23 protein-coding genes are annotated in these 19,901 nt (G+C 68.4%); 11 read left to right on the top strand and 12 right to left on the bottom strand.

Annotated features, from left to right (window positions below):
• Positions 1-214: 214 nt before the first annotated feature.
• The gene (locus ACWESM_RS04150) at positions 215-1,618 is read left to right on the top strand and encodes a class II fumarate hydratase (RefSeq protein ID WP_364429105.1); all 1,404 of its coding nucleotides are present in this window, start codon (positions 215-217) and stop codon (positions 1,616-1,618) included.
• Between the two features lie 79 nt (positions 1,619-1,697).
• Here ACWESM_RS04150 and ACWESM_RS04155 read toward each other — a convergent pair whose 3' ends face one another.
• The 4 genes from ACWESM_RS04155 to ACWESM_RS04170 form a co-directional block, all read right to left on the bottom strand.
• Positions 1,698-2,555, bottom strand: coding sequence for an acyl-ACP desaturase (locus ACWESM_RS04155; protein ID WP_355078608.1), 858 nt, complete (start codon positions 2,553-2,555; stop codon positions 1,698-1,700).
• A 100-nt stretch (positions 2,556-2,655) separates the two neighbouring features.
• Entirely contained in the window at positions 2,656-3,237 is a 582-nt protein-coding gene (locus tag ACWESM_RS04160) for an LGFP repeat-containing protein (protein WP_364429101.1), read from the bottom strand.
• Positions 3,238-3,426: 189 nt separating this feature from the next.
• Complete coding sequence (locus tag ACWESM_RS04165; protein ID WP_355078606.1) at positions 3,427-4,812, bottom strand: PhoH family protein; 1,386 nt, start codon at positions 4,810-4,812, stop codon at positions 3,427-3,429.
• A 266-nt stretch (positions 4,813-5,078) separates the two neighbouring features.
• Positions 5,079-5,447, bottom strand: coding sequence for a DUF488 domain-containing protein (locus ACWESM_RS04170; RefSeq protein ID WP_355078605.1), 369 nt, complete (start codon positions 5,445-5,447; stop codon positions 5,079-5,081).
• Between the two features lie 86 nt (positions 5,448-5,533).
• Here ACWESM_RS04170 and ACWESM_RS04175 point away from each other — a divergent pair, with 86 nt between their 5' ends.
• Positions 5,534-5,806, top strand: a complete 273-nt coding sequence (locus ACWESM_RS04175; protein ID WP_039800723.1) for a hypothetical protein — start codon at positions 5,534-5,536, stop codon at positions 5,804-5,806.
• A 7-nt stretch (positions 5,807-5,813) separates the two neighbouring features.
• On the opposite strand, the gene ACWESM_RS04180 is transcribed toward ACWESM_RS04175, so the two are convergent.
• Complete coding sequence (locus ACWESM_RS04180; RefSeq protein WP_364429096.1) at positions 5,814-6,236, bottom strand: limonene-1,2-epoxide hydrolase family protein; 423 nt, start codon at positions 6,234-6,236, stop codon at positions 5,814-5,816.
• Between the two features lie 23 nt (positions 6,237-6,259).
• Complete coding sequence (locus ACWESM_RS04185) at positions 6,260-6,976, bottom strand: TetR/AcrR family transcriptional regulator (RefSeq protein WP_355078603.1); 717 nt, start codon at positions 6,974-6,976, stop codon at positions 6,260-6,262.
• 113 nt (positions 6,977-7,089) lie between these two features.
• Between ACWESM_RS04185 and ACWESM_RS04190 the strand changes: the two genes are divergently transcribed.
• The 5 genes from ACWESM_RS04190 (at position 7,090) to ACWESM_RS04210 (ending at position 11,402) form a co-directional block, all read left to right on the top strand.
• Positions 7,090-8,286: an FAD-dependent monooxygenase gene (locus tag ACWESM_RS04190; RefSeq protein ID WP_364429092.1), complete on the top strand. Its 1,197-nt coding sequence runs from the start codon at positions 7,090-7,092 to the stop codon at positions 8,284-8,286.
• A 280-nt stretch (positions 8,287-8,566) separates the two neighbouring features.
• A complete protein-coding gene (locus tag ACWESM_RS04195) occupies positions 8,567-8,872 on the top strand; it encodes a hypothetical protein (protein WP_452490948.1) in 306 nt (101 codons plus the stop codon).
• Positions 8,869-9,447 (top strand): DUF3558 domain-containing protein, encoded by a 579-nt coding sequence (locus ACWESM_RS04200; RefSeq protein ID WP_355078600.1) that lies wholly within the window; start codon positions 8,869-8,871, stop codon positions 9,445-9,447. Before ACWESM_RS04195 ends, ACWESM_RS04200 begins: the two co-directional genes overlap by 4 nt.
• Before the next feature lie 18 nt (positions 9,448-9,465).
• Positions 9,466-10,665, top strand: coding sequence for a hypothetical protein (locus ACWESM_RS04205; RefSeq protein WP_452490949.1), 1,200 nt, complete (start codon positions 9,466-9,468; stop codon positions 10,663-10,665).
• Complete coding sequence (locus ACWESM_RS04210; RefSeq protein WP_452490950.1) at positions 10,662-11,402, top strand: ESX secretion-associated protein EspG; 741 nt, start codon at positions 10,662-10,664, stop codon at positions 11,400-11,402. The genes ACWESM_RS04205 and ACWESM_RS04210 overlap by 4 nt, the downstream gene beginning before the upstream one ends.
• 7 nt (positions 11,403-11,409) lie before the next feature.
• Here ACWESM_RS04210 and ACWESM_RS04215 read toward each other — a convergent pair whose 3' ends face one another.
• Positions 11,410-11,994 (bottom strand): TetR/AcrR family transcriptional regulator, encoded by a 585-nt coding sequence (locus tag ACWESM_RS04215; RefSeq protein WP_452490951.1) that lies wholly within the window; start codon positions 11,992-11,994, stop codon positions 11,410-11,412.
• Between the two features lie 69 nt (positions 11,995-12,063).
• On the opposite strand from ACWESM_RS04215, the gene ACWESM_RS04220 reads away from it, so the two are divergent.
• Positions 12,064-12,816, top strand: coding sequence for an MBL fold metallo-hydrolase (locus ACWESM_RS04220; RefSeq protein WP_452490952.1), 753 nt, complete (start codon positions 12,064-12,066; stop codon positions 12,814-12,816).
• 12 nt (positions 12,817-12,828) lie between these two features.
• Here ACWESM_RS04220 and glyA read toward each other — a convergent pair whose 3' ends face one another.
• Together glyA and ACWESM_RS04230 are read right to left on the bottom strand one after the other, a co-directional pair.
• Positions 12,829-14,124, bottom strand: coding sequence for a serine hydroxymethyltransferase (gene glyA, locus ACWESM_RS04225; protein WP_355078595.1), 1,296 nt, complete (start codon positions 14,122-14,124; stop codon positions 12,829-12,831).
• A gap of 115 nt (positions 14,125-14,239) precedes the next feature.
• Positions 14,240-14,818, bottom strand: a complete 579-nt coding sequence (locus ACWESM_RS04230) for a TetR/AcrR family transcriptional regulator (RefSeq protein ID WP_452490953.1) — start codon at positions 14,816-14,818, stop codon at positions 14,240-14,242.
• A gap of 93 nt (positions 14,819-14,911) precedes the next feature.
• Between ACWESM_RS04230 and ACWESM_RS04235 the strand changes: the two genes are divergently transcribed.
• The gene (locus tag ACWESM_RS04235) at positions 14,912-15,373 is read left to right on the top strand and encodes a PaaI family thioesterase (RefSeq protein ID WP_355078593.1); all 462 of its coding nucleotides are present in this window, start codon (positions 14,912-14,914) and stop codon (positions 15,371-15,373) included.
• Between the two features lie 11 nt (positions 15,374-15,384).
• A complete protein-coding gene (locus ACWESM_RS04240) occupies positions 15,385-15,834 on the top strand; it encodes a nitroreductase family deazaflavin-dependent oxidoreductase (RefSeq protein WP_397278443.1) in 450 nt (149 codons plus the stop codon).
• Positions 15,835-15,993: 159 nt separating this feature from the next.
• Here ACWESM_RS04240 and ACWESM_RS04245 read toward each other — a convergent pair whose 3' ends face one another.
• Positions 15,994-17,193, bottom strand: a complete 1,200-nt coding sequence (locus ACWESM_RS04245; RefSeq protein WP_364429071.1) for a DUF885 domain-containing protein — start codon at positions 17,191-17,193, stop codon at positions 15,994-15,996.
• Positions 17,194-17,374: 181 nt separating this feature from the next.
• Between ACWESM_RS04245 and coaA the strand changes: the two genes are divergently transcribed.
• Positions 17,375-18,307, top strand: a complete 933-nt coding sequence (coaA, locus tag ACWESM_RS04250) for a type I pantothenate kinase (protein ID WP_364429068.1) — start codon at positions 17,375-17,377, stop codon at positions 18,305-18,307.
• Between the two features lie 6 nt (positions 18,308-18,313).
• Here the strand turns inward: coaA and ACWESM_RS04255 are convergent, their stop codons facing one another.
• Both ACWESM_RS04255 and ACWESM_RS04260 read right to left on the bottom strand, forming a co-directional pair.
• Entirely contained in the window at positions 18,314-18,904 is a 591-nt protein-coding gene (locus ACWESM_RS04255; RefSeq protein ID WP_452490954.1) for a hypothetical protein, read from the bottom strand.
• A 61-nt stretch (positions 18,905-18,965) separates the two neighbouring features.
• Positions 18,966-19,745: an isoprenyl transferase gene (locus ACWESM_RS04260; RefSeq protein ID WP_355078588.1), complete on the bottom strand. Its 780-nt coding sequence runs from the start codon at positions 19,743-19,745 to the stop codon at positions 18,966-18,968.
• Positions 19,746-19,901 lie beyond the last annotated feature (156 nt).

Below are 19,901 nucleotides of genomic sequence, written 5' to 3' on the forward strand. Positions count from 1 at the left end.
GACCGCGCAGGACCCGCGCTTCACCATCGCCGCCATCCCGCCCAGGGAGGACCCGCGTGCGGTGGTCGCGCAAACGCGAGCCGGGCCGCGAACGGCGCATGCTCGGGCGCCTGAGCCAACGGTTCGTATTCCCGAGCGAAGGCCTGCCGAGGTGTGCGAATGACCTCAGGCGTGGCTGCCCCACGGGCCGCTGCCGCGGCATAGGGTCGGGATCATGAGCGAGGAGACGCAGTACCGCATCGAGCACGACACCATGGGCGAGGTCCGGGTTCCGGTGGACGCTTTGTGGCGGGCGCAGACCCAGCGGGCCGTGGAGAACTTCCCGATCAGCGGACGCGGCTTGGAGCGGGCACAGATTCGCGCGCTCGGCTTGCTGAAGGCCGCGTGTGCCACGGTCAACCGCGATTTGGGGCTGCTCGATCCCGTGAAGGCCGATGCCATCATCGCCGCGGCGAACGAGATCGCGCGTGGCGAACACGACGATCAGTTCCCGATCGACGTCTTCCAAACCGGTTCCGGCACCAGCTCGAACATGAACGCCAACGAGGTGATCGCCTCGCTCGCCAAGGCGAAGGGCGTCACCGTCCACCCGAACGACGACGTGAACATGTCCCAGTCGTCCAACGACACCTTCCCCACCGCAACGCATCTCGCCGCCACCGAAGCGGTCATCACCGATCTGGTTCCCGCGCTGGAGCATCTGCGGCTGGCGTTGCTGGACAAGTCCACGGAATGGCGCACCGTGGTGAAGTCCGGCCGCACGCACCTGATGGACGCCGTCCCGGTGACCCTCGGCCAGGAGTTCGGCGGCTACACCCGGCAGGTCGCCGCGGGCATCGACCGCATCATGGCCACGCTCCCGCGGCTCGGCGAGCTGCCCATCGGCGGCACGGCGGTCGGCACCGGGCTGAACGCGCCCGAGGGTTTCGGCGCGAAGGTCGTCACGGAACTCGTGCGCGCCACCGACATCGATGCGCTGCGCGAGGCCGAGGACCACTTCGAGGCGCAGGCCGCGCGCGACGGTCTGGTCGAGGCGTCCGGCGCGCTCCGCACGATCGCGGTGAGCCTGACCAAGATCGCCAACGACATTCGCTGGATGGGCTCTGGTCCGCTCACCGGCTTGGCCGAGATCCAGCTGCCGGATCTGCAACCGGGCAGCTCGATCATGCCCGGCAAAGTGAACCCGGTGCTGCCCGAGGCGGTGACCCAGGTGGGCGCGCAGGTGATCGGCAACGATGCCGCGGTGGCGTTCGCGGGCGCGAACGGCGCATTCGAGCTGAACGTGTACATCCCGGTGATGGCGCGCAACCTGCTGGAGTCGATCCGCCTGCTGGCCAACGTCTCCCGGCTGTTCGCCGACAAGTGCGTGCGCGGCCTGGTCGCCAATGTCGAGCACCTGCGCACGCTCGCCGAGTCGTCGCCTTCGATCGTGACGCCCCTGAACTCGGCGATCGGCTACGAGGAGGCGGCGGCGGTCGCGAAGGAAGCGCTGCGGGAGAAGAAGACCATCCGCCAGACGGTCATCGACCGCGGCCTGCTGGACGAGAAGCTGACCGAGGAGGAACTCGACCGCCGCCTCGACGTGCTCGCCATGGCGAAGGTGAAGGAGCAGGACTGACCCGCGCCGAAACGAACGCCACCTCGGTAGCCGGAAGGCTGTCGAGGTGGCGTTCGTGCGCTGCGCCCGGGGATGCGGATCAGTCGCGCAAGTGCGCGAGCTCCTCGCGCGCCTGCTCCCCTTCCGGACCGAAATCGGTGCGGGTGAAGATGTTCCACCGCTTCAGCAGCGGGGCGAACACCAACTCACCCTCCTTGGCGCGGTCGTAGATGCCCGCCTCGGCGAGCACCACATCGCTGTCGCGGCCGTCCGGCAACGTCACCGTCGGGACCTCGAAGCCCGCGACCCGGTCGGCGATGGCCCGCACGGTCTGGTCCGGCGCCAGATCGAGCGCGGCGGAGACCAGGTCGGCGAAGAACACCGACTGCAGTTCGTCGTCCAGCGCGATGCGCTCGGCGATGGCGGTGACCAGGGGGTTCTCCTCGAGCGCCGCGATGTTGCGGTGCCGGATCGCGCTGGCGGCCTCTTCGAACGCGCAGGTCGCCAGCACGTCGAGCAAGTGCATCGCCGGGCGGCGGAAGCCCTTGGTCATGTGCTCCATGCGCAGCCGCTCCAGTTCCACCGGATCGACGGACCTGGTCACCATGAGGTAGTTGCGGATGGTGATCTCGTGGCGGTTCTCCTCGGCCGTCCAGCGGCCGACCCAGCGCCACCACGCGCCGGTGCGCAGGTACTTGCCGATCTCGCGGTGATACGAGGGCAGGTTGTCGGCGATCAGCACCGAAACGGTCAACGCCAGCTTGGCGGTTTCGCCGAGCTCGGACTGCTCCGCCGCCCAGTCGGTACCGCCGAGGAAGGCGAAGTTGCGCCCGTCGTCCCACGGCACGAAATCGTGCGGCTGCCACCCATCGGCGGCGTCCACGTGCTTACGCAGCAGCAGTTCTACGTCCACCGCGAGCGATTCGAGCAATTCGCGATCGGTCAGGAGAGTTTGCACCGAGATAACCTAGCGGCTTGGCCCGCGGAGCGGGGCGGATGGATGGGATTCACAGGCAACCGAGACCACACCGCGATCCCGGACGCCGAGTATCTGGTTCCTACTTCGGCGTGACCGTGATAGTACCGTTCACCCAGGTGATGGTGCCGCCGGTGAAGTCGCTCTGCTTACCGCCGGGGATGTCCTTCTCGTCGCTGATCGGGTAGCCGAGCTGTCCCTGCGCGCCGCCGTTGTCTTCCCAGGCCTTGCGGATCTCACCCCAGACGACGTGCGCTTCGCCCTCCTTGGGTTCGTAGATCGTGCCGCCCGTGAAGTCCTGGTAGTGCCCCTCGTCGGGTGCGTCCTCTTCGGCCTGCAGCGGTGCGCCGAGCGGACCGGTCGGGCCGCCGAGCTGCACATACTTGTCGTAGATGGCGCCGGAGACGGCGATCTCCCCCGCCGGGGTCGCGATCTTGGTCGTCGCCTCGGCCGCGCCCGTGGTCGTCGGGCCGGCGCCGGTGTGCGTGGTCATCCCGGCGGTGGTGGTGGGGCTCGCGATCGAGGTGACCATACCGGTCATGCTGGCCATACCGGTCTTGGCGCCGTTGTCTTTGTTGTCGTCGCCGCCGCAGCCGGCCAGGACCAGCCCTGCCGCGGCGAGTACTGCGGTGAATCCAGCCGTTCGTCGAGCGAAGTGGTGCATGTCCATCCTCTCGCTGTGGGCTGCCGGCGCACCACGGATTCCGTGACGACGCCGCGCATAGCCTCGGCCGTTGGTCAGACGATGACCCGGTGACCGACGAGCGGCCACCGGGTCATATCGAACTGCTATCGCGGCCGATGATACCCACCGGACATGCGGTGAAACACGCCGTCGAACGGCGTCGCGGGATCAGGCGTTGGGGCCGTACTCCTCCAGCATCTCGGTGACCAGCGCCGCGATCGGCGAGCGCTCGCTACGGGTCAGCGTGATGTGCGCGAAGAGCGGATGGCCCTTGAGTTTCTCGACCACCGCCGCGACCCCGTCGTGCCTGCCGACGCGCAAGTTGTCGCGCTGGGCCACGTCGTGGGTGAGCACCACCCGCGAGCCGGTTCCCAGACGGCTGAGCACCGTGAGCAGCACATTCCGCTCCAACGACTGGGCTTCGTCCACGATCACGAAGGAGTCGTGCAGCGACCGCCCGCGAATGTGGGTCAGCGGCAACACCTCCAGCATGTCGCGGCTGAGCACCTCCTCCATCACCTCGCGGCTGGCCAGCCCGTCGAGCGTGTCGAAGACCGCTTGCGCCCAGGGGCCCATCTTCTCGCTCTCGGTGCCGGGCAGATAGCCCAGGTCCTGGCCGCCCACCGCGTACAGCGGGCGGAAGACCACCACCTTGCGCTGCGTGCGCCGTTCCAGCACCGCCTCCAGGCCCGCCGTCAACGCCAGCGCCGACTTGCCGGTCCCGGCCCGTCCACCGAGCGAGACGATGCCGACGCTCTCGTCCAGCAGCAGGTCGAGTGCGATGCGCTGCTCGGCGGAACGCCCGTGCAGCCCGAACGCCTCGCGCTCGCGGACCAATTGCACCCGCTTGTCCGGCGTGATCCGGCCCAGCGCACTCGAGCTGACGCCGAGCAGCCGGACGCCGGTGTGGCAGGGCAGTTCTCGCGCTTCGTCGAGATCGATCACCGACTCGGCGTAGAGCTGATCGATGCGCGCCGTGCTGACGTCGAGCTCGACCATGCCGGACCAGCCCGAGGTCACCACGTCCTGCGCGTGGTACTCGTCGGCGTGCAAGCCCACCGCACTGGCCTTGACCCGCAGCGGAATGTCCTTGGACACCAACACCACTTCGCGGCCCTCGGCCGCGAGATTGAGCGCACAGGCCAGGATCCGCGAGTCGTTGGTGTCGGTGCGGAAGCCGACCGGAAGGACCGCGGGATCGGTGTGGTTCAGTTCCACCTGCAACGTTCCGCCCTCGGTGCCGATCGGCACCTGCTGATCCAGCCTGCCGTGTTGCAGGCGCAGATCGTCCAGATTGCGCAAAGCTTCTCGCGCGAACCAGCCCAGCTCGTGGTGGTGCCGTTTGGCTTCGAGTTCACTGATGACCACCAGGGGTAACACCACGTCGTGTTCGCCGAACCGCGTGAAGGAACCGGGATCCGACAGCAGGACGGAGGTGTCGATGACGAAGGTTTTGCCGGGTAATTGCGAGGGGCGGGCCCCCTTCGCGGCGGCTCCGCCTTTCGCGGAGCGGGAGTTCGCCGAGGGAGCGGAAACGGAGCGTGCAGCAGTCACGGTGGGCTCCTCTGTGTTCATGCGGCAGTCGCACGAACGATCTCGCTGGACCGGTCCGTCCTGATGGACCCGACGTTGCCGTCAGATGCCACGAGGGCCGGGCTCCGGCCCCCTCGTACTGAGTAGCTCAGTCACGGTCAGGACCTCCCGTACGAGCCACACCGCCGCGGCCCGCACACCCGACGCTACCTCCGATTCCGGTGTCCGCGCTCGGGGACTGCGAGGCGTGTCCGTGAACATGTCGTAAACCCGCACGTCGCGAGGGTTCAGCGCAGCACGTCGAGCAACACCGGAACATGGCTGTGCGCCGGATCCTGTACGGCCGTGAGCAATGTCACCGGAGCTTCGGCTGCCAGGGCACGCAAATCCCGCAAATCTTGCTGAACCTCCGGCGCGGCGAGTTCGGCACGGTAGCGGCGGGCGAATTCCGGGCCGCGCGCGTCCCGGTCGGCGTGGAACCAGCGCCGCAATTCGGTGGTCGGGGTGAGCGCTTTGGGCCAGCGATCGACCCGCGCTTGCGCTTTGGTGATGCCCCTCGGCCAGAGCCGGTCGACCAGCACCCGGGTGCCGTCGTCGGGGTCTGGATCGTCGTAGACGCGCTTGATCCGGAAGCCGGGCCGGGGTTGCGGTGTCATAGCGGTTATCGCAGCACGACGTCCGGGCCGGGACGGGATTCGCCACGCGGTCGCTGTCGCCCGATTCGGCGGATAGAGTCGCTGGTATGTCCGGTAACGAGGATTTGGAGAAGCTGTCGTCGAAGGAGCTGCACGACCGGGCGATGAAGCTCGCCGTGCGGCGGGGGGATGTGAAGTTCCTGTGGCGGCTGCTCACGTCGATCCCGGCCGCGGAGGCCGCCGCGGGCAATGTCGGCGAAAGCGAGGCGGACATCAAGTACGTGCTGCCCATGCTCGACGACTACGTCCACGCCGGTGACGGCGCGGTGGCCGAGGTGCTGCGACCGGTCTATCTGGACTACCTGGCCCAGCACTCCTGAGACCAGGTCAGCGGCGGGTGAGCGCCGCGCGCCAGAGGCCGACAGCCGTGCCGCGCAGGAAGTTCGCCCAACCGAAGTGGTCGTGCCACAAGATGATTCGGCCGTCGCGTAGCCGGAAGGTGCCGGTCACCCAGAACCCGACGCGCACCGGACCGAAGCGCAGGTAGTCGGTGCGGTCGGTGAGCACGACGTCGCCGTCGGCGGCGATGTGGTGCATGTCCACTCCGAAGCCGAGCCAGTCGCGGCGCAGGCCGCGCAGCACGCCGCCGACCCGGCGGATGCCCTTCACATCGGGCAGCGAGGTGTTCTTCCAGACGATGTCGGGGTGCAACAGGTCGATCGCCTCCTCCGAGGCGCCCATTTCCAGCGCGGCGAAGAACTCCCGCACCGTGGTGGTCGAGTCCTGTTTCAGGTCGGGTTCGTCGGTCATGGTCCGAGCGTAGGCCGCTGCGGTCACCCGCGGCGCGCGATGAGCACGGCCAGTCCGTCGAGGATGCGCTCGATGCCGAACTTCAGCGCGCCGTCCCCGCCCGCGGCCGCGCCGCCCTCCGCGAACGCGGCGACCGCGGCCGGATATCGATCGGCCGCGGCGGCCACCATTTCGGCGAACTGAGCCGCTATCTGCTTCTCGAATTCGTCGGCGTCCGCCAGTCGCACCTGCTGCGCCAGGCTGCGGGCATGCCCGGTCAGCAGGACGATCGTGTCCAGCCGTTCGGCGGCGGTGAGCCCGGTCCCGGCGAGCGCGCCGAGCGCGGACTCCATCCATGCGACTTCATTCGGGCCGACCGGCCGCAAACCGACCGACACCTCCATCGACCAGGGGTGGGCGCTGAAGCGCGCGTAGATCGTCTCGCACCACACGCGCAGCAGGTCGCGCCAGTCGTTCTCCGACGCCTCCTCGCCCGCGCTCAGTTCCGGCGGCGCGCCCAGCGCCGTGTCCAGCATCAGTGCGACGAGTTCGGCCTTGCCCGGCACGTAGCGGTACAGCGACATCTTGGTGAAGCCGAGGCGCTCGGCCAGCCGCTGCATGGACAGGTTCGCCAGCCCTTCGGCGTCGGCCAGCGCGACGGCCTCCGCGACGATCCGCTCCAGCGACAGCGCGGGCTTCGGTCCGCGCTTGGGCCGCTGACCGGTACCCCAGAGCAGTTCCAGTGTGGTCGGTGTCGGCATGCCCGAAATCCTTCCGGAGAACGTCTTGACGTGAAACTGTGTCTACCATACGCTAATCAGCGTCCATCGGATACAGTTTCCATCGGACGCAGATTTGAGACGAGGAGAACTCCATGCGCAACACCACCGTGCTCATCTCCGGCGCGAGCGTCGCCGGACCCGCGCTGGCCTACTGGCTGCACCGCTACGGCTTCGCGGTCACCGTCGTCGAGCGCGCTCCGGCGTTGCGCCCCGGCGGTCAGGCGATCGACTTCAAGGGCAGCACCCACCGCACCGTGCTGGAACGGATGGGCGTGCTGGACGACATCGAGCAGCGCAAGACGGGCACGACCGACACCGTCTTCGTGGACGAGCGGGGCGCCGAGCTGGCGCTGATGTCGGGTGATTTCACCGGCGGCGATGTGGAGATCCTGCGCGGCGACCTTGCCGAGATCTTCTACCGGCGCACCGCCGACCGTTGCGAATACCTGTTCGGCGATTCGGTCACCGCGCTCACCGAGACCTCGGCCGGCGTGCACGTCGAGTTCGAGCACGCGGCCGCCCGCACCTTCGATCTGGTCTTCGGCGCCGACGGCATCCACTCCCGGGTCCGCAGGTTGGCGTTCGGTCCCGAGCGGGACTTCGTGAAGCACCTGGGCTACTACTACGCCGTCGCGGGCGCCAGCCCGTGGAGCGGCAAGACCACCGGACCGCGCGAGCGGGTGGTCGCCCGCGGCCACAACGCTCCCGGCCGACTCGCGGTCAGCGGCGGACCGAAGGCGCAGCAGATGTACATGTTCGCCGCGCCCGAGCTCGACTACGCCCGCGACGACATCGCCGCTCAGCAGCGCATCCTCGCCGAGACCTTCGCCGGAGTCGGGTGGGAGGTGCCGCGAATGCTCGCCGAACTCACCCAATTCGGCGACTTCTACATGGACTCGATCAGCCAGGTCCAGATGCCCGACGGTTACACCAAAGGACGTGTCGCGCTGGTCGGCGACTCCGGGTACGGGAACACCCTCGGCGGCTTCGGCACCGGGCTCGCCGTGGTCGGCGCGTACGTCATCGCGGGGGAACTGGCCTTGGCGGGCGGCGACCACACTGTCGCCTTCGCTCGCTACGACGAGCACATGAAGCGCTACGCGAAGATCGCGGGCAACAGCAACGCGGGTCGCTTCCTGGCCCCGAAGACCGCGCGGGGCATCAAGATGCGCAACTGGTTCCTCGGTTCCCGGATGTTCGCGCTGATGGCGAAATTCGGCGACAACGCCGCCAACGACATCGATCTGCGGGACTACCCCGCGCTGGTCGCCGCGGCGAACGCGCGCTGACCGCTCGTCAGCGGCCTTGACAGCGATCGGCCCCGCCGCACCCGCCGGGGCCCGGCACAACATCCCAGTTGGGAACCGTCGCGCGGCCGACGACGAGCGGCGCGACGGGGCGACCAGAGGATTCGGCTGTGTTTCGATGGAACCGGAGCGAGACGGGTTGCGTCTATAAGGTCAGACGGCACTGACGGAAGGGGCGGCAATGGCGGACAGCCCGTTTCCCGGGTACATCGAAGCTGCGAAAACCGGGGCGTTGCGGGTGCGGATGGACCCGCAAGCCTTCGTGGACATCGACCGGGCCTGCCAGGAGTTGATCGACACGCTCGTCGCGGCACAAACCGACGCGCGCGAGCTCGGTGAGCGGCAGCGCTGGGGGCTGGGCGAAGACAATCCGAAGCTGACCTCCGCCCTCGAACTGGTGCGGCTGTTCCGCGAAAAGGCCTTCGGTGGCCCGAACAACACCTTCGACACCCTCACCGAGTACATCTCCGTGGCGCAAGAGATCAAATCCATGTTCGAAGCCATCCGCGACGGCTACGTTCGGACCGATACGGAATTCGCGGCGGCACTGCGGGAGCTCAGCGTATGAAGGCCGGAACAGCCTTTCGAGCAATCGGATTCGTCGCGGGAGCGGCGAGCTCGGTCCTGCTCTCCGGATGCGGCGGGACGACATCGAACGATCCGGCCACATCGGCCACCGGCGCGACCGAGTCCCGTTCGAGCGCATCACCACAGACGAACGCACAGCCCGCGTTCGATCCCTGCACCGCACTCACACCCCATTTGCTCGCGGAGCGCCAGTGGGACTCGAGACCCCCGGAACCCAAACAGGACAGCCAGGGCGGCGTCACTTGGAGGGGGTGCCGGTATGTCGCACGGGCCGGGTACGGATTCGTCGTCGAGACCACCAACGGCACCATCGAACAGGTACGCAGCAAATACCCTGCTGCCGTGGATATCTCGGCGGGCGATCGGAAAGCCGTCCGCTACGAAGCCCGTCCGGACGTACCGGGCGGCTGCACGATCAACGTCGAAATGAGGTCCGGCTCGCTCTACATCCTGACGAATGTGCCGCAGACGTCGGCGAACAAGCACCTCGTCGCCTGCGATATCGCCACCGATATCGCCAGAGCAGTCGCACCGCTGCTGCCCGCGGGCAGCTGAACACCGGGGGAAGCGATCATGAGACAGACCGACGGACGCGCGATCACCGATCCGGAGAACGCGCAGAGTTTCTCGCACGCGGAGATCAAACAGGCTGCCGAGGCGATGAATCCGGCCGCGCTCGACGGTGCGTTCGCCGCGTGGTCGGCCATCGCCGCTGCGGTGACGAACGCGGGCCAGCGCTTCGAGGACGCGATCAAGAACGCGGTGGAACAGCACTGGGAGGGGGCGGCGGCCGACAGCGCGGTCCGCGGCGTGCGAGATTACGCGGCGCGGGTGGGCGAACTCGGCGACGCACTCGGCGCGCAGAGTCTGCCGCTGTCGGCGGCGGCGGACGCCGCGGCGAAGTTCAAGCTGTCGGTGCCGGATGTGCTGGACACCTCGAATGGCACGGCCGATCCGGCACAGCGCAATTCGCGGGAGGAGCAGGCCCGCGACGAGATGAACACCCAGTACATCCAGCCGTACGGGGCCACCGCTCCGGCTATCCCGACGCTCCCGCCCCCGGTCGCTCCGGCCGCCGCGGCGCCGATCGGTGCCGAAACCGGCACGGGCGTGGAGACGAGCGCGGACGTCGGCTCGCAGGCCGTGGCGGGCGCCCGGTCCACGGACAACTCCCCATCCGGCAGCTCGCCTTCGGCCGCGGACACCGCCTCCCCCGCCGGTTCGGCGGACGACGGCGAGCAGGCGGACCAAGCGCAGCCGGAAGCCGAGAACACACCGCAAACCGTCACGTCTCAGGCGGTTTCCCAGAGCCAGGACGCCACGCCGACCACTCCGGCATCCACCGCCGCGAGGACGCCGACGTCCACTTCGGCCACATCGGTCGCGCCCTTCTCCTCGCCGCCGCCGCAAACGACGCCCACCACCGTCGTCCCGACCTCGTTCAACGGCAGACCGAACGGCACGCCGAGCAAGCCGGCCACCCCGGGTACGACCGGAACCCCGAACGCCTCGGACAACCAAGCGCGCCCGGGCACCTCTCGGCCCGCCCAGCCCACCGGCCCCGCCGCGGCGAACGGGCAACCCGCCGCACCGGGGCGCCCGGGAGCGACGGGCGCTTCGGGGTACCCGGGCATGATGCCGCCGGGGATGCGCGGCAGGCGCACGGACGACGACGAGCACAAGTCGCCGAAGTACCTGCGCACCGAGGAGCACGCGAAAGAGTTGCTCGGCGAGGTGAAACCGACGGTGCCGCCGGTACTCGGTGAGCAATGACGGCGCAGTGGTCACTGTCGGCCGAGCAGTTCGCCGCGGCGTGGTTCGCAACGGGCTTGGACCGCATGCCGTTTCCGTTCCGGTTCACCAGCCGCTTCCCCGGACTCAACGAGTACCAGGCGTATCAGCAGCAGTTCCGCGCCGAGCTCGGGCGGGACGAACGGCTGCCACTGCGCAGCGCGATCAGCACGCTGGCCGTTCCGGACTGGCGTATCGAGCTGTTCGGCTACGACAACACGCGTGCGGGCGTCGAACTGCGCGCCGTCGCCTGCGGCACCCGTTCCGGCTCCGGCGTGCTCGCCGTGCAGTCGCCCGCGCCGGACGGCGGCCGAGTCCGGTTGCGCCGCTGCCGGGTCGATCAGCTCGCCACCGAAGTGGTGCGCTTGCTCCCGGACGCCGCGGCGGGAACGGTGGGTGAGAAGAGCTTCCTGCTCGACGATCTCAACGACGAGCGCCCCGATGTGTTCGGCAACGCGCCCGCCAGCCAGGCGAAAGAGCGTTACCGGCGCTTCTGGCGGCAGTCGTGCGCCACCCGCGGCACCGCCGTCGTGCTGCTCGGGCCGCGCAACGCCGAACCGCTGCGCACCGGCCGCCTCCGCTGGATCGACACGCCCGACGGCCGCTACTGCGAAGTGCCCGCGAACCGCGCCCTGATGATCCGGCCGGGTACCAGCGCCGATATCGCCCGTTACCTGGACGAGGCGATCGTGCGGGCGAAGGCGCGCATGGACAGGTAGTACCGGATCACCGCGCCGCGAGGTGGGCGGTGACGAGGGTGTCGAGCAGCACGTCGAGATCCGGCCACGGAAAACTCGGGCGATCCTGGCGCAGCATCACCAGACCGTGCAGGGCCGCCCACAGGCAAGCCGCGGTAGCGGTGGGATCGGCTCTGCCGGTGGCCGCTACCGCATCCACCAGGTGACGAAAAACCGGCAGGCCGGGCAATTGAGCATCGGTCGGTTCCCAGCCCGGGGTGCCCGCGGTCGCGAACAACACGCGGTAATGGCCGGGATGGTGCAAGCCGTATGCGCAGTAGGCCCGGCAGATCTCGCGCAGCCGAGTGGCAGCATCGCCGTCCGGCAGGGCCGTCAGCACGGCGCCGAACTCGGCGAAGCGAGCCTCATAAACCGCGGTCAGCAGTTCCCGTCGATCCGCGAAGTGCAGGTAAATGCTCTGCGGCGCGATGCCCACCGCGCGCGCGACGGCGCGCATCGACAGCGACTCCTGACCGTCCAGCGTCTCCAGTAGGCCACTCGCGGCCTCGATCAAGTCCTCGCGCAGTTTGCTTCCCGCACCGCGGGGGTTTCGATTCCTCTTCGGTGGCGGCACCTTGACAGATTAACAAGACGGGTGTCCACTAACAACTGTCAGCAGACACCCGTCTAGTCAGGAAATTCGATGTCGGTCAGTGTGACTCGCGTAGTGCATGCCAGCGTTCTGCTCGATTTCGGGGGAGCGAGAATTCTCACCGACCCGTGGCTGTCCGAGCGGCCCTTCTATCGGCAGGGTGAGCCGCGCAGCATTGCCACCGCCGCGGACCTGCCCGAACTGTCGGGCATCGTGGTCAGCCACGGCCACTACGATCACTGCGATCTCGGCGCACTGGCGGCCTACCCCGACAAGTCCGTCCCGTTCGCGGTCGTCCGCGGCCTCGCATCCCGGGTCCGTGCCGCCGGATTCCGCAATGTCGTCGAGTTGGATCCGTGGGAGCAGACCCACCTCGGCCCGATCGAGGTCACCGCGGCGCCCGCACGTCACGGCGTACCGGAGATCACCTTCGTCCTGCGCGCCGACGGCACGAGCGTCTTCTTCGGCGGCGACACTTTGCGCATCGCCGAATTGGACGAGGTGGCCGTGCGCTATCCGGAACTCGACCTGGCGCTGCTACCGGTCAACGGTTTGCGCATCCGCCCCGCGTTCAACCGGCAGGTCGTCATGGACGCCGCGCAGGCCGCCGAACTCACCCGAGCCCTGCGCCCGCGCCTTGCCGTGCCCATCCACTACGCGTTCACCAGCGGCCCGATCGGCGACCGCGTGATGACGAAGGCCCAGCGCGACCCTGGGCTCTACGTCGACGCATCCGCCGCTATCGCGCCGGACACGTCCGTCCACGTCCTCGCCCCTGGACAACCGTTGATCGTGTCGTCCTGAGCGCTCGGCGATTCAGCCCAGCAGGCGCCAGTCCTCCAGGCCGTCGTACAGCGGGACGTCCTTGGCCAGCTTGCTCACCCGGGCGCGCAACGCGTCCAGGTCGGCGCCACCGGCCAGCGCGCTCGCGATGATGTCGGCGACCTCGGCGAACTCGGTGTCGCCGAAGCCGCGGGTGGCCAGCGCGGCGGTGCCGATGCGGAGGCCGGAGGTGACCATCGGGGGACGCGGGTCGAACGGAACGGCGTTGCGGTTCACCGTGATACCGATCTCGTGCAGCAGGTCCTCGCCCTGCTGGCCGTCGAGTTCGGAATTGCGCAGGTCGACCAGCACCAAGTGCACGTCGGTGCCGCCGGTGAGCACGCTGATGCCCTTGCCCTTGACGTCGGCGGCGGTGAGCCGCTCGGCCAGGAGTTTCGCGCCGGACAGGGTGCGCTCCTGGCGATCCTTGAACTCCGCGCCCGCGGCGATCTTGAACGCGACGGCCTTGGCGGCGATGGCGTGCATGAGCGGGCCGCCCTGCTGGCCCGGGAACACCGAGCTGTTCAGCTTCTTGGCGTACTCCTGCTTGGCCAGGATCAGGCCGGAGCGGGGACCGCCGAGGGTCTTGTGCACGGTCGAGGACACCACGTCGGCGTAGGGCACCGGCGAGGGGTGCAGACCGGCGGCGACCAGACCGGCGAAGTGCGCCATGTCCACCCAGAGGTAGGCGCCGACCTCGTCCGCGATCGAGCGGAACGCCGCGAAGTCCTGGTGGCGCGGGTAGGCCGACCAGCCCGCCACGATCACCTTCGGACGCGCCTGCAAGGCGATGTCGCGCACCTCGTCCATGTCGACGCGGTGGTCTTCCTTGCTCACTCCGTACGAGTGCACCTCGTAGAGCTTGCCGGAGAAGTTCAAGCGCATGCCGTGGGTGAGGTGACCGCCGTGCGCGAGGTCGAGACCGAGCAGCTTGTCGCCCGGGTCCATCAGCGACATCAGCACCGCGGCGTTCGCCTGCGCACCGGAATGCGGCTGCACGTTGGCGAATTCGGCGCCGAACAGCGCCTTGGCGCGGTCGCGCGCCAATGTCTCCACCACGTCGACGTGCTCGCAGCCGCCGTAGTAGCGCCGCCCCGGGTAGCCCTCGGCGTACTTGTTGGTCAGCACGCTGCCCTGTGCCTGCAGCACCGCGCGCGGCACGAAGTTCTCCGAGGCGATCATCTCGAGCGTGTCGCGTTCGCGGGCGAGCTCGCCTGCCATCGCGGCAGCGAGCTCCGGATCGAGCTCACCGAGAGACTGGGAATTGACAGAGGCGGTCGTCTGCGTCACGTGCCTCAGTCTATGGGCCGTCGGCGTTGTCCTCGAGCAGGGGGTTCACCCCTCTCGGTCGGCACAGGCTCGGCACGCGGTCCGCCGGACCACACTCGATCCGGTGGACAGGCGCTCAGCGGGACGCGCCGCCCTCCGGCAAGTAGTTCTCCAACAGCACCGCGAGATGCCGCTGGGCGTCTTCCAGCGGCCGGGTGGACTTCATCGCCCGCGACTGGACGATGGCTCCCTCCAGCGCGCTGAACACGAAACTGCCGAAGGAGCGCGCCTCTTCGGCGGACATACCCACATCGGCGAGCGCCGAGCCGAGCCGCTCGTGCCAGTCGGCGAACACTTCGCCCGCCGCGGCCTGCACTCGCGGCTCGGACTCGGCCAGCGCCGCCCCGAGGATCGGGCACCCGGCGCGGTATCCGGTCCGCTCCAGTGTGGTGACCCACCAGCCGAGCAACGAATCGAACCAGCCCGGGGGCGGCGCGGCGGTGATCTTCTCCACCACTCCGGCGATCCGGGCTCCCGCGACCCGGGTGGCGGCCTCGACCAACTCACCTTTGCCTGCGGGAAAGTGCTGGTAGAGCGAGTTGCGCGAGGCGTTGCCGCGTTCGAGTAAGGCGGCCAGTCCGGCGGCGTGCACGCCCTGCTCGCGAACGAGTTCGATGGCGCTTTCGATCAGCCTGGTGCGCGGCCCTGCGGTCATGCGAGTTCCTTGCTCACTGTTGCGTGAACCGATCGGTCCATGTTGCAATCATGTCAGATGTGGACCGATCGGTTCATCGAAAGGATGCGATTCATGTCCGAAACCACCGTCGACCCGACTCAGCTGTCCGGTCTGGAACTCCTGCGTGTCGCGATGACCAGAACGGATCGCCCGCCGTTCATCGGTGACCTGCTCGGCATGGAGGTCGATGAGCTCGAGCACGGCAAGGTGGTCTTCGCGCTGCGCACCCGGCCCGATTTCGCCAACCCGCTCGGCACCACACACGGCGGCATCTGCGCCACCCTGCTCGACTCGGTGATGGGCTGCGCGGTGCACACCACCCTGGAGCCAGGCGTCGGCTACACGACGCTGGAACTGAAGATCAACTACATCCGGGCCGTGCCCACCGACGGACAGCGGCTCACCGCCACCGGCACCACGATCCACCTCGGGCGCACCACCGCGACCGCCGAGGGACGCGTGGTCGACGAGCAGGGCCGCCTGGTCGCGCACGCCACCACCACCTGCGCCATTTTCCGCCCACATCGATCCTGAGGAGAACTGTCATGGCGGGACGAACACCGAGCGCCGCGGTACGCAAATTCCGGCGCGAACGCCTCATCGGCCGCTACCTGGTGAACCCGGCCGTCGGCCTGCTCGACCGGCTCGGCATCCGGTCGTCGCTGATCGCCGAACTGGAGACGGTCGGCGCGAGATCCGGTCAGCCCCGGCGGGTGCCGGTCACCGCGTCGATCGACGAGACCGGCGCGTGGCTGATCTCGCAGCACGGTTATCGGTCCGGCTGGGCCCGCAACATCGCCGCCGACCCGCACATCAGGCTGCGGCAGGGCACAGAGTGGCGCACCGGAACGGCCTCCTTCGTGCCCGAGGACGATGTGGTGGCTCGCTCGCGCACCTTCGCCAAGGGCCGCGTCTCGGCCGCCGTCGCCGAGCGAACGATGAAAGCGCTGGAGAGCGATCCGATCTCGGTGCGCATCACCTTCGCCGGAGCTTGACCGCGCACCGGAAATCCGCGACCGCTCGACAGACGCGGCGGCCGTGCGCGGACGATCGCGCCGAGGCCGCGACGTACGGCCGGGCCACCGATTCGGTTCCGTGGTGAGAGTTCGCAGCATCTCCACGGGCGGACAGAGCTGCGCGGCGATCCGGTAGCCTCACGCCGCCGCGCGTACCGCCCCGGGAGTGAGTGGCTCGTCGAGCAGCCTGCGGAAACGGTCGGCCCGGTCCTCGGCGTCGGCCGCGCGATCGAGCCAGCCACCCAGCAACCGGTATCCCTCGACGTAGGTGGAGATGTAGGCCCGCCACAGCGGCGAGGACAGGAAGCGCAGCGACTGGCGCGCCCGCTCCGGCGTCGTCAGGCTCCAGGTCTGCAAGAACTCCGCCACCTCGTCGTGCGACCGGCCCCGGTCGTGCAGCAGCAGCGCGGCGTCCTGGCGCACGCTCAGCAGGTCTGCCGAGGCGTTCGAAAGGCGTTCGGCACGTTCGCCATCGAAGCGCAGCCCGAGATCCGCATAGATCTCCTGCGCCCACTTGCCCCAGCCAGGGCCGACGATCGAACGCAACGCCAGATCGGCGAGCCCCTCGGCCATCAGGCACTGCGGCGTGTTCACCAGGAACAGCGTCTGCTCGGCCTGACCGGCGGCGACCAGCCCGGCTTCCTTGCGGCAGTGCTCGGTGTGGTGCCCCGGGTAGGACTCGTGCGCGATCAGCTGCGGCAGGTGCGCCATGTGCTGCTTCAGGTCGGAGTTGATCGCGACCCGGGAGTGGTAGTTGCCCAGGTAGTAGTTGAACCCGGACCAGGGCTTGTCGCCGACCACCTCGTAGGTGACGTGCTCATGGTCGGGTAGCGGGTAGCGGGCGCGAACCAGCTCGCGCAACGCGCTGGAGAACGCCTCGACGCACACCGCCAACCGCTCCGGCGGGATCTCGTCGGCCTTGCGATGGGCGGCCACCCGCTCGGCCAGCGGACCGTCCCCGGCGAGCACCTCGTCCATCCGCCGGTGCGCGTCGCGGTAGTCGTCCACGTCACCGGGCGCGATGTCGACGTCGAAGTAGGCGCGCACCTCCTCGATGAAGCCGATGTCATCGCCCGCGAATTTCCGTCCGGAGCACTCCAGCGCGCGCAGGTGCACGTCGAGGAACTCGGCGCGCTCGGGCGCGAATCCGGCCTCCGGCACCGCGGCGCGCAACTCGGCGGCACGGCGAGCCAGCTCGCGCGGCTGCGGTGCGGGCGCGTTCCGCACCTCGCGGCGCAGCGCCGGATCACCGGTGTAGGCGTCGACGAATCCTTCCTCCAGCCGGTCGAAGGCGAGGCCGAGCCGCAGGTATTCGGTCACGAGCGGATGCGCTTCCATGCCAGCCGACATTAGCGGCTCACACCTGTGTCATCGAGTCGGTTACCAGCCGGTAGTGGTACCCCGCTCGGCCCACGATGCTGACGCAGAGCAGAATTCGCCTATGCGGCGACAGCTAGACCGAATCTCACCGGATCCGCACGGTAACCGTGCGTGTTTGCTGAAACGGAGTGTCGGGTAAATGGCACGAATGAGCGAGCCGAGTCCCTACGTGGAATTCGACCGGAAACAGTGGCGGACCCTGCGTAAATCGACTCCCCTGGTGCTCACCGAGGAAGAACTGGTCGGCCTGCGCGGTCTCGGGGAACAGATCGATCTCGAAGAAGTCGCGGAGGTGTATCTCCCGCTCGCTCGTCTCATCCACCTGCAGGTGGCCGCTCGTCAGCGACTGTTCGCCGCGACCGCGACATTTCTCGGCGAAACCCATCCCGACCAGCAGGTACCGTTCGTGATCGGCGTCGCGGGCAGCGTCGCGGTCGGCAAGTCCACCACCGCGCGCGTACTGCAAGCGCTGCTGGCGCGCTGGGATCACCACCCGCGGGTCGACCTGGTCACCACCGACGGATTTCTCTATCCCACCGCGGAACTCACCCGGCGCGGCCTCATGCACCGCAAGGGTTTCCCGGAGAGTTACGACCGCCGCAGCCTGCTGCGATTCGTCACCGAGGTGAAATCCGGTGCGGCCGAAGTCTGCGCCCCGGTGTATTCGCACATCTCCTACGACATCGTGCCGAGCAAGCTGCACTGCGTGCGCCAACCCGACATTCTGATCGTGGAGGGGTTGAACGTGCTGCAGACCGGTCCGCGCCTGATGGTGTCGGACTTGTTCGACTTCTCGATCTACGTCGACGCGCGTATCGAAGACATCGAGAAGTGGTACGTGCGACGGTTTCTCACCTTGCGCAAGACCGCATTCGCCGACCCGAACGCGCATTTCCACCACTACTCCGGATTCACCGACGAGCAGGCGACCGCCGCCGCGCAGGAGATCTGGAACAACACCAACCGGCCGAATCTGGTGGAGAACATTCTGCCCACCCGCCCGCGCGCGACCCTGGTGCTGCGCAAGGACGCCGACCACAGCATCAATCGGCTGCGGCTACGGAAATTGTGATTCCGATTACAATTTCCACGCATCGTCGAGTCGCTGCGCGACATCGATATCGCGGACCGCGGCGATGTGCGGCTTACGGATCTCCGCGGAGATATAGCGGGCGACGAAACGCCTGATCTCGTGATCGACGCCGGCGAGGACGCGCAGCAGTTGCCCGCGCCGCGTGGCGGCGGCGACATCGATGTGCACGTCGGCGGGCCGCGGCTCCGCGATATCGATCACCACCCGCAGGGGCGCCGCCGTGCGTACCGTCAGGTGCAGGTGCACGGTGCCCTGTACGTGGAACCGGTGCCGGTCGACCGCCAGGTGCAGCAGCAGGTCGACCTCCAGCGGGATTATCAATTCGAACGCGATGGTCTCGTCGTCGCGACGGCTCAGCCTGGACGACCGGAGCCTGACCTGGGCGGTCACCTTGGCGAGTCGGCCGGGACCGACCCCGATGGGGCCGAAATCGAATGCGCTGCCGGTCAGCTGGTCGAACGCGCCCGCGATGCGCGCTTCGGAGGCGGCGTACTCCAGGAAGCGTCTACCGAAGTCCGCATAGCTGATCGAGTCGTCCGGTTCGCCCAGCGCGGGCCGGCGGTCGAGCGAGCTCATGAGACCGGACGGTACGCGAGAAGAACGATACCGGAGCGGGATTCAGCGCACCGACATCGAGTCAGACGCCGAAACGGCGATGACGCGCGGCGAAGTCGCGCAGCGCCCGCAGGAAATCCACCCGGCGGAACTCCGGCCAGTACGCCTCGGTGAACCATATCTCCGAGTATGCGCTCTGCCACAGCAGGAACCCGGACAGCCGCTGCTCGCCGGAGGTGCGAATCACCAGGTCCGGGTCCGGTTGGCCGGAGGTGTAGAGGTGCTGGCCGATGGCGTTCACGGTGATCGACTGGACCAGGTCCTCGCCGGTCTCGCCCGCCGCGATCTCCTGGCGGACCAGCGAGCGCACCGCGTCGGTGATCTCCTGTCTGCCGCCGTAGCCGACCGCGACATTGACGTGCACTCCGTTGCGGCCGTCGGTGCGCTCGGCCGCGGTGCGCATCCGCTTGGCGATCAGTTCGGGGAAGCCGTCGAGCGAGCCGACGATGCGCACGCTCCAGTTCTGCTCCGGCGCCGACAGCTCCTCGACCACGTCGGTGATGACCTCGAACAGCGTCTCCAACTCATCGGGATCACGCTGGAGATTCTCGGTGGACAGCAGGTAGACGGTCACCATCTCGATGCCCTCGGCCGCACACCAGCCGACCAGCTCGGCGATCTTCAGCGCGCCGACCCGATGGCCGTGACTGACGTCGGTGAAACCGTTCTCCCGCGCCCACCGGCGATTGCCGTCACACATCACCGCGACGTGCCGGGGATGCTGCTTGCCGGCCAGCTGCCTGGACAGCCGGGCCTCGTAGATGCGATACGGCAGACCCCGCACCTGACTCGGAAGTTCCACGCGGGCAACCCTACGCCTCGGCGACACGAACGCGGCATCGACCGCGATACGCCGGTACAGTGGCCAGGAGCACGCAAGTTACGGTTGCGTAGGTTACTGACGGGTTCAACTACCTCGTCTGCACTCGGTCCGGCGTTGGGCCGCGGAAAGACTGCT

This window comes from Nocardia sp. NPDC003999 (assembly GCF_053604885.1).